We start from the raw sequence: 8129 nt of genomic DNA on the forward strand, positions 1-8129 counted from the left end.
CTGGGCTATCGCATCGCCAGCGGTCAACTGCGCGAATCGGCGATGGCGACCATGATCAAGGCCGGCAAGGTGGCGGTGGTCCTGGGCATTGCCGCCTGGATGAGGCACTTGCTGTCTGACTCAACTTTTAGCGATTGCTAAAAATGCTGGGATTGCCCTGGACTGCCTGTACTGGATTGAATCAAGATTGCTTGACGTCGACGATGGTGCGAAATTGGTAACCAGCGCGGAACCCGCTGCGGGGTGGCCGCCTCTAGCTCAGGAGTCGATCATGTCCCTCGTTTCTCCCGGTGCCTGTTTCCGCGCCGCGCTCGCCGCCGAAGCACCGCTGCAGGTGATCGGCGCGATCAACGCCAACCATGCCCTGCTGGCGCAACGCGCCGGCTACAGGGCGATCTATCTCTCCGGGGGCGGCGTTGCCGCTGGTTCGCTGGGCCTGCCCGATCTGGGCATCAACACGCTTGAGGATGTGCTGATCGACGTGCGTCGCATCACCGATGTGTGCGCGCTGCCGTTGCTGGTGGACATCGATACCGGCTTTGGCCCCAGTGCGTTCAATATCGAGCGCACGATCAAGGCGCTGATCAAGGCTGGCGCGGCTGCTTGCCATATCGAGGATCAGGTCGGGGCCAAGCGCTGCGGCCACCGGCCGGGCAAGGAGATCGTCACCCAGGCGGAGATGGTGGATCGGGTCAAGGCCGCAGCCGATGCCAAGACCGATGCCGATTTCTTTCTGATCGCGCGCACCGATGCGATCCAGACCGATGGCGTAGAGGCGGCCATCGCGCGCGCCATCGCCTGCGTGGAAGCCGGTGCCGACGGCATCTTCGCCGAGGCCGCCTACGACCTGGATACTTATCGGCGTTTTGTCGAGGCGGTGCAGGTGCCGGTGCTGGCCAACATCACCGAATTCGGCAAGACCCCGCTCTTCAGTCGCGATGAATTGGCCCAAGCGGGGGTGGCGATCCAGTTGTTCCCGCTGTCGGCGTTCCGCGCGGCCAACAAGGCCGCCGAGGCGGTGTACGCGGCGATCCGGCGCGATGGTCACCAGCAGGCGGTGCTCGATCGCATGCAGACGCGCGAGGAACTGTACGAGCGCATCGGCTATCACGCCTTCGAACAGCGCCTGGATGCGTTGTTCGCCGGCAAAGGTGCATGATGGGCGGCGGCTTCCCAGTTTCCCGCCCGAGTATGTTCATGAATCCCCACGCCGATCCATCCTCACTGCCGCGCGGCCGCATCGATCGCCGCCAGACTGCGCGGCAATTGCTGCAGAACGACTTGGAAAAGCTGTCCGAGGCCGAGCGCGAAGTGGTGGAGCATTTCATCGCCAAGCGTCGTGTGGCTCGCGACATCGCCACGCAGGCCGATCGCGACCGCTCGCTGGGCGAGCGTATCGCCGATCGTGTCGCCGAGATCGGCGGAAGTTGGAGCTTCATCATCGGCTTTTGCGTGGTGCTGCTGGGCTGGATCGCGCTCAACAGCCTGGTGCTGGCGCATGCCTTCGATCCGTATCCCTACATCCTGCTCAATCTATGCCTGTCGTGTCTGGCTGCGATCCAGGCGCCGGTGATCATGATGAGCCAGAACCGTCAGGCGGTCGTGGATCGCCTGCGCGCGCAGAACGACTACGAAGTCAACATCAAATCCGAACTGGAAATCCTGCAGGTACACGAAAAACTCAATCAGTTGCGCGAGCAGGACTGGGCGAGGCTGGTGGACATGCAGGAGCGTCAGATCGCCATGTTGCAGCAACTGCTTGGGCGTGCCAGCGCCTGACCGCCGGCGCCACAAGCACTATGATTCACTTGCGTCCATCCGAGCGCAACATCCGGGAGATTTCGCCATGAACGACAGTAACGTGCCGCAGACCGCCCCCGCCTTCAAGCCGAAAAAATCCGTGGCGCTGTCAGGCACTCCCGCCGGCAACACCGCGCTGTCCACGGTGGGTCGCAGTGGCAATGATTTGCACTACCGTGGCTACGATATCGTGGATCTGGCGCGCAACAGCCAGTTCGAAGAAATCGCTTATCTGCTGGTGCACGGCAAGTTGCCCAGCAACTCCGAATTGCTGATGTACAAGACCAAGCTGCGTTCGTTGCGCGGGATCCCGGCGGCGGTCAAGACCGCGTTGGAGCAATTGCCGCCGTCGGCGCATCCGATGGATGTGATGCGCACCGGCGTGTCGGTGTTGGGTTGCGTGCAGCCGGAGAAGGAAGGCCATCATCCGCCCGGTGCGCGGGATATCGCCGACAAGCTGCTGGCCAGCCTCAACTCGATGTTGTTGTACTGGTATCACTACAGCCATAACGGGCGGCGCATCGAGGTGGAGACCGAAGACGATTCGATCGGTGGGCATTTTCTGCGCTTGTTGCACGGCTCCAAGCCACACGAGGAGTGGGTTCAGGCGATGCACACCAGCTTGATTCTGTACGCCGAGCACGAGTTCAACGCTTCCACGTTCGCCTGCCGGGTCATCGCCAGCACCGGTAGCGATATGTACAGCGCCATCGCCGGTGGTATCGGCGCGCTGCGCGGTCCGAAGCACGGTGGCGCCAACGAGGTCTCGTTCGAGGTGCAAAAACGTTACGACAGCCCGGACGAGGCGGAGGCGGACATCCGGGCGCGTGTGGAACGCAAGGAGGTGATCATGGGGTTCGGCCATCCGGTGTACACGGTGTCGGACCCGCGTAACCAGATCATCAAGGATGTGGCGCGTGAATTGTCCGAAGTGCAGGGCAATCGCAAGATGTACCAGATCGCAGAGCGCCTGGAGAGCGTGATGTGGGACGTCAAGAAAATGTTCCCCAATTTGGACTGGTTCAGCGCGGTCAGCTATCACATGATGGGCGTGCCGCCGGCGATGTTCACGCCGCTGTTCGTCATCGCCCGCACCGCCGGCTGGAGCGCGCACATCATCGAACAGCGCATCGACGGCAAGATCATTCGTCCCAGCGCGGATTACACGGGGCCGGAAGATCGGGCGTTCGTGCCGATCGATCAGCGCTGAGGCGGGGTTCGGCACTCGCCACCTGTCGGCGCTTGCCTTGTGCTTGAGCATGGAGCCCAGGCGAGCGTGCGCAGATCTTGAGCAGCGCTTTCCCGTGCTGCGAGAGCCGGTTCGCTTTTGTTTTTTCAGCCAGGCCAAGCCAGCCAGACATGAATAACCACTATCGTCTTTCCCTGCCGGGCACGTCGCTGGAGTATTTCGATGCGCGCGCGGCAGTCGATGCGATTCACCCAGGCGCCTATGCCGCCTTGCCGTATGTCGCGCGGGTCTTCGCCGAGAATCTGGTGCGCCGCTGCGATCCGACAGTGTTGCGCGATGCCCTGTTGCAACTGATCGAGCGCCGCCGCGATCTGGATTTTCCTTGGTTTCCGGCGCGGGTGGTGTGTCACGACATTCTCGGCCAGACCGCGCTGGTGGATCTGGCCGGGCTGCGCGATGCCATCGCCGACAAGGGCGGCGATCCTGCCCAGGTCAATCCAGTCGTGCCGGTGCAACTGATCGTCGATCACTCCCTGGCGGTGGAATGCGGTGGCGACGATCCGCAGGCGTTCGCGAAAAACCGCGCCATTGAGGAGCGTCGCAACGCAGATCGTTTCCATTTCATCGACTGGAGCAAACACGCCTTCCGCAACGTGGAGGTGATTCCGCCGGGTAACGGGATCATGCACCAGATCAACCTGGAGAAAATGTCACAGGTAGTTTGCGTGCAGGACGGAGTCGCATTTCCGGATACTTGCGTGGGCACCGATAGCCACACTCCGCACGTGGATGCGCTGGGTGTCATCGCGATTGGCGTCGGTGGGCTGGAGGCCGAGAGCGTCATGCTCGGGCGCGCGACGTGGATGCGCTTGCCGGAGATTGTCGGGGTCGAACTATGCGGAAAACCGCAGCCGGGTATCACCGCCACCGACGTCGTGCTGGCGCTGACCGAGTTCCTGCGCGCACAACGCGTGGTCGGCGCGTATCTGGAGTTTTTTGGCCCCGGTGCTGCGGCGCTGACCATCGGTGACCGCGCCACTATCTCCAATATGTGCCCCGAATACGGTGCCACCGCGGCGATGTTCTATATCGATGCGCAGACCATCGACTATCTGCGCCTGACCGGGCGCGAGCAAGCGCAGATCGCACTGGTGGAAACCTACGCGCGCACGACCGGCTTGTGGGCCGATGCGTTGGCTAACGTGCAGTATGAGCGCGTGCTGCGCTTCGATCTTGCCAGCGTGGTGCGCAACATGGCCGGCCCGAGCAACCCCCACACGCGCGTGGCGACCACGCAACTGACCGCGCGTGGTATCGCCGATGTTGCCAAATTGCAGGCTGGCAAGGCCGAGCAGGCGCAGGGGCGCATGCCCGATGGCGCTGTGATCATCGCCGCCATCACCAGTTGCACCAATACCTCCAACCCGCGCAACGTCATTGCCGCCGCGCTGCTGGCGCGCAACGCCAACGCGCGCGGGCTGACCCGCAAACCGTGGGTGAAGACCTCATTGGCGCCGGGTTCCAAGGCCGTGCAGCTATATCTGGAAGAAGCCGGTCTGCTATCGGAGTTGGAGCGGCTCGGCTTCGGCATCGTCGGCTTTGCCTGCACCACCTGCAACGGCATGAGCGGCGCGCTGGACCCGCACATCCAGCAGGAGATCATCGACCGCGACCTGTACGTCACTGCGGTGCTGTCGGGCAACCGCAACTTCGATGGCCGCATCCACCCTTACGCCAAACAGGCGTTCCTGGCCTCGCCGCCGCTGGTGATTGCCTATGCCATCGCCGGTACGGTGCGCTTTGATATCGAGAAAGACGTGCTCGGCGTGGATGCCGACGGCAACCCAGTGCGCTTGCAGGACATCTGGCCCAGCGATGCCGAAATCGATGCGGTGGTGCGGGCGGCGGTGACGCCGGAGCAGTTCCGCCGCGTGTATGCGCCGATGTTCAACGTGCGTGTGGAGCACGCCGCGCCGGTCAGTCCGCTGTATGCGTGGCGCCCGCACAGCACCTACATCCGCCGTCCACCGTACTGGGAGGGGGCGCTGGCCGGCGAGCGCACATTGCGCGGCATGCGTGCGCTGGCGGTGCTCGGCGACAACATCACCACCGATCATCTATCCCCGTCCAACGCGATCCTCGCCGACAGCGCCGCAGGTCAATACCTGGCACGCATGGGCGTGCCGGAAGAGGACTTCAATTCTTATGCCACGCATCGCGGCGACCACCTCACCGCACAGCGCGCCACGTTCGCCAACCCGACGCTGCGCAACGAAATGGCGGTGGTGGATGGGGTGGTCCGGCAAGGCGCGCTGACCCGCCTGGAACCGGAAGGGCAGGTGCTGCGCATGTGGGAGGCGATCGAGACCTACATGGCGCGCAAGCAGCCGTTGATCGTCATCGCCGGTGCCGATTATGGCCAGGGGTCTTCGCGCGATTGGGCGGCCAAGGGGGTGCGTCTTGCGGGCGTGGAGGCCATCGTCGCCGAGGGATTTGAGCGCATCCACCGCGCCAATTTGATCGGTATGGGCGTGTTGCCGCTGCAGTTTCTGCCTGGAACCACACGCAAGACCTTGGGTATCGATGGTCGCGAGGTCTTCGCGGTGCTCGGCGAACGCCGCCCCGGCGCGACCCTGTCGCTGCGTATCGAGCGCACGCATGGCGATCCGGTGGACGTGCCGGTGCTGTGTCGCCTGGATAGCGACGAGGACGTGTCCATTTACGAGGCCGGTGGGGTTTTGCAACGCTTCGCCCAGGATTTTCTCGACGCGTCGGCGGCCTGATGATGCGGTGCTCTTGCGCCATCGAACGCGCTGGCTGCCTGCGCATTCCGGTGCAGTCGGCCGTGCTCGCGCTGCGTGTGGTTTTCTAAATCGATTCGTTCTCTCCGACTGGAACCGCCATGGCTTACGCGGCACAACTCCGTATTCCCGCCACGTATTTACGCGGCGGCACTTCCAAGGGCGTGTTTTTCCGGCTGCAGGATTTGCCTGCGGCGGCGCAGGTGCCTGGCCCGGCACGCGACGCGCTGCTGCTGCGCGTGATTGGCAGTCCCGATCCCTACGCCAAACAGATCGATGGCATGGGCGGGGCCACCTCCAGCACCAGCAAGACGGTCATCGTGGCACCGAGTGCGCGTGCGGATCATGACGTGGATTATCTGTTCGGTCAGGTGGCGATCGACCGCGCGTTCGTGGATTGGAGCGGCAACTGCGGCAATCTCTCGGCGGCGGTGGGACCATTCGCCATTGCCGCTGGCATGCTCGATCCGGCACGGGTTCCGCGCGATGGCATCGCCACGGTGCGGATCTGGCAGGCCAACATCGGCAAGACCATCCTGGCGCATGTGCCGATGGCGGGCGGTGGCGTCCAGGAAACCGGCGATTTCGAACTGGACGGCGTCACCTTCCCCGCAGCGGAGATCGCGCTCGAATTCCTCGACCCTGCGGCCGATGAAGACGGTGCCGATGGCGCGATGTTTCCCACCGGTCATCTGATTGAGACGTTGGAAGTGCCGGGAGTTGGGGCGTTTGCGGCAACGCTGATCAACGCCGGTATTCCGACCATCTTCCTCGACGCGCAGGCGCTGGGGTATCGCGGTACCGAGTTGCAGCAGGCGATCAACGACGATCCAACGGCGTTGGCCCGATTGGAGACCATCCGTGCTTACGGCGCGCTACGCATGGGGCTGATCGCCACATTGGAGGAAGCGGCCACGCGCCAGCACACGCCCAAACTGGCCTTTGTCGCACCGCCAGCGGACTACGTGGCCTCCAGCGGCAAATCGGTCGCCGCCGCTGACATCGACCTGCTGGTCCGGGCGCTGTCGATGGGCAAGCTGCACCACGCGATGATGGGGACCGCGGCGGTGGCGATTGGTACCGCCGCGGCGATCCCGGGCACGCTGGTGAACCGTGCCGCTGGCGGTGGTACGCGCAACGCGGTGCGTTTCGGTCATCCCTCGGGCACCCTGCGGGTCGGTGCCCAAGCGCGTCAGGTGGATGGGCAGTGGACGGTCACCAAGGCGCTGATGAGCCGTAGCGCGCGGGTGCTGATGGAGGGCTGGGTGCGGGTGCCGGATGTCGCACTCGGCTGAGAGTCGCTAGGGCGTGTTATCGATCCGGAAGTTTTTAACTTGAAATGCTTGAGTGGGTGACATGTAGGAACGATGGAAGCAACCGACATGAGAAAGCTGTCGCGCCAAGCGCGGCACGAGTTGATTCAAGTGCATTGATGCCGAGTCAATCATAGCGGTGTTGCAGGGCGAAGCCAGCGAGGTCACCGACCCAGTGACGCGCGCGGTGCTGGCGCGCTTGCGTGGCTGAACGCCTCTTGCGGGTGGGCGGTCTTGCGTTTATTGAACAAGGCACCGTCCGCGTGTGTTGTTTGCGGCGGCGCTCATGCTATCGGTCTGGCTATCGGCCATAAGACTGCTGTTGTTGCTGTTGCTGCCGCATGGCTGTCAATTCCGCTTCCTGTGTCTGCAGTTGGGTCTGCACCTGCTGGAGCGTGGACTGCACCGATGGGGCTGGCTCACGCAGGTCCAGCGTGAAGTGCTTATAGAAGACATCGAGATCGTACCCCTCGAATATATCGCCCTTGACCACGAAATCGTTTTTCCCTTCTGGACTCACTCATTTTGTAGATCGCCATCTTGCCGACGACCTGATGCAGGCGTTCCTCGGATATCGAAATGCCCTTTTCTTCCATGGTGGTCTGCGTCTGCGCGTAGAGCGCGTGCAGCGGGGATGTGGGGCTGCTGTAGGGTTCCAGTGCCTTGGGTGCGTCTTGCTGCTGCGCAGTGCTTAGGTCGGATCGAGGCTGGGCCGGACGCTCGGCGACGGCATCGGTCGAATGGGAAGGCGCAGGCTTAGCTTGGTCTGCCAGATGGCGGTCGATGGCGAGGTGCTGTGTCTTCTGCCGCGTGGCGAACTGGGCATGCGTTTGCAGTGCTTCGAGCGTGCCTGGGTCGGCGATGCCGGTGGCCTCGCGGTCAGCCAAACGCTGGAAGTTCTCCACGGCCTGTTGGGTGCGTGGGCCGTAGTGCTTGTCGTCCTGGATGGCATTGCCATCGCGATCGGTGGCGCCGATGGCTTGCAAGTGTTGTTGCAACGCTTGCACGGCGGCGCCGCGGTCGCCG

6 protein-coding genes are annotated in these 8129 nt (G+C 63.4%); 5 read left to right on the top strand and 1 reads right to left on the bottom strand.

Annotated features, from left to right (window positions below; genetic code table 11):
- Window positions 1-271: 271 nt before the first annotated feature.
- The 5 genes from prpB (at window position 272) to prpF (ending at window position 7085) form a co-directional block, all read left to right on the top strand.
- The gene (gene prpB, locus XANALMUS060_RS16180; protein WP_045739320.1) at window positions 272-1159 is read left to right on the top strand and encodes a methylisocitrate lyase; all 888 of its coding nucleotides are present in this window, start codon (window positions 272-274) and stop codon (window positions 1157-1159) included.
- A gap of 38 nt (window positions 1160-1197) precedes the next feature.
- A complete protein-coding gene (locus XANALMUS060_RS16185) occupies window positions 1198-1779 on the top strand; it encodes a DUF1003 domain-containing protein (RefSeq protein ID WP_052688223.1) in 582 nt (193 codons plus the stop codon).
- A gap of 67 nt (window positions 1780-1846) precedes the next feature.
- A complete protein-coding gene (prpC, locus tag XANALMUS060_RS16190) occupies window positions 1847-3010 on the top strand; it encodes a 2-methylcitrate synthase (RefSeq protein WP_045739321.1) in 1164 nt (387 codons plus the stop codon).
- A gap of 149 nt (window positions 3011-3159) precedes the next feature.
- Window positions 3160-5772 (top strand): Fe/S-dependent 2-methylisocitrate dehydratase AcnD, encoded by a 2613-nt coding sequence (gene acnD / locus XANALMUS060_RS16195; RefSeq protein ID WP_045739322.1) that lies wholly within the window; start codon window positions 3160-3162, stop codon window positions 5770-5772.
- Window positions 5773-5891: 119 nt separating this feature from the next.
- Entirely contained in the window at window positions 5892-7085 is a 1194-nt protein-coding gene (prpF, locus tag XANALMUS060_RS16200) for a 2-methylaconitate cis-trans isomerase PrpF (protein ID WP_045739323.1), read from the top strand.
- 461 nt (window positions 7086-7546) lie between these two features.
- Here the strand turns inward: prpF and XANALMUS060_RS19125 are convergent.
- Window positions 7547-8129 (bottom strand): peptidoglycan-binding domain-containing protein (locus XANALMUS060_RS19125; RefSeq protein ID WP_161795458.1); only part of this gene is annotated, 583 nt, incomplete at its 5' end.

This window comes from Xanthomonas sp. MUS 060 (assembly GCF_000963215.1).
Lineage (GTDB): Bacteria > Pseudomonadota > Gammaproteobacteria > Xanthomonadales > Xanthomonadaceae > Xanthomonas_A.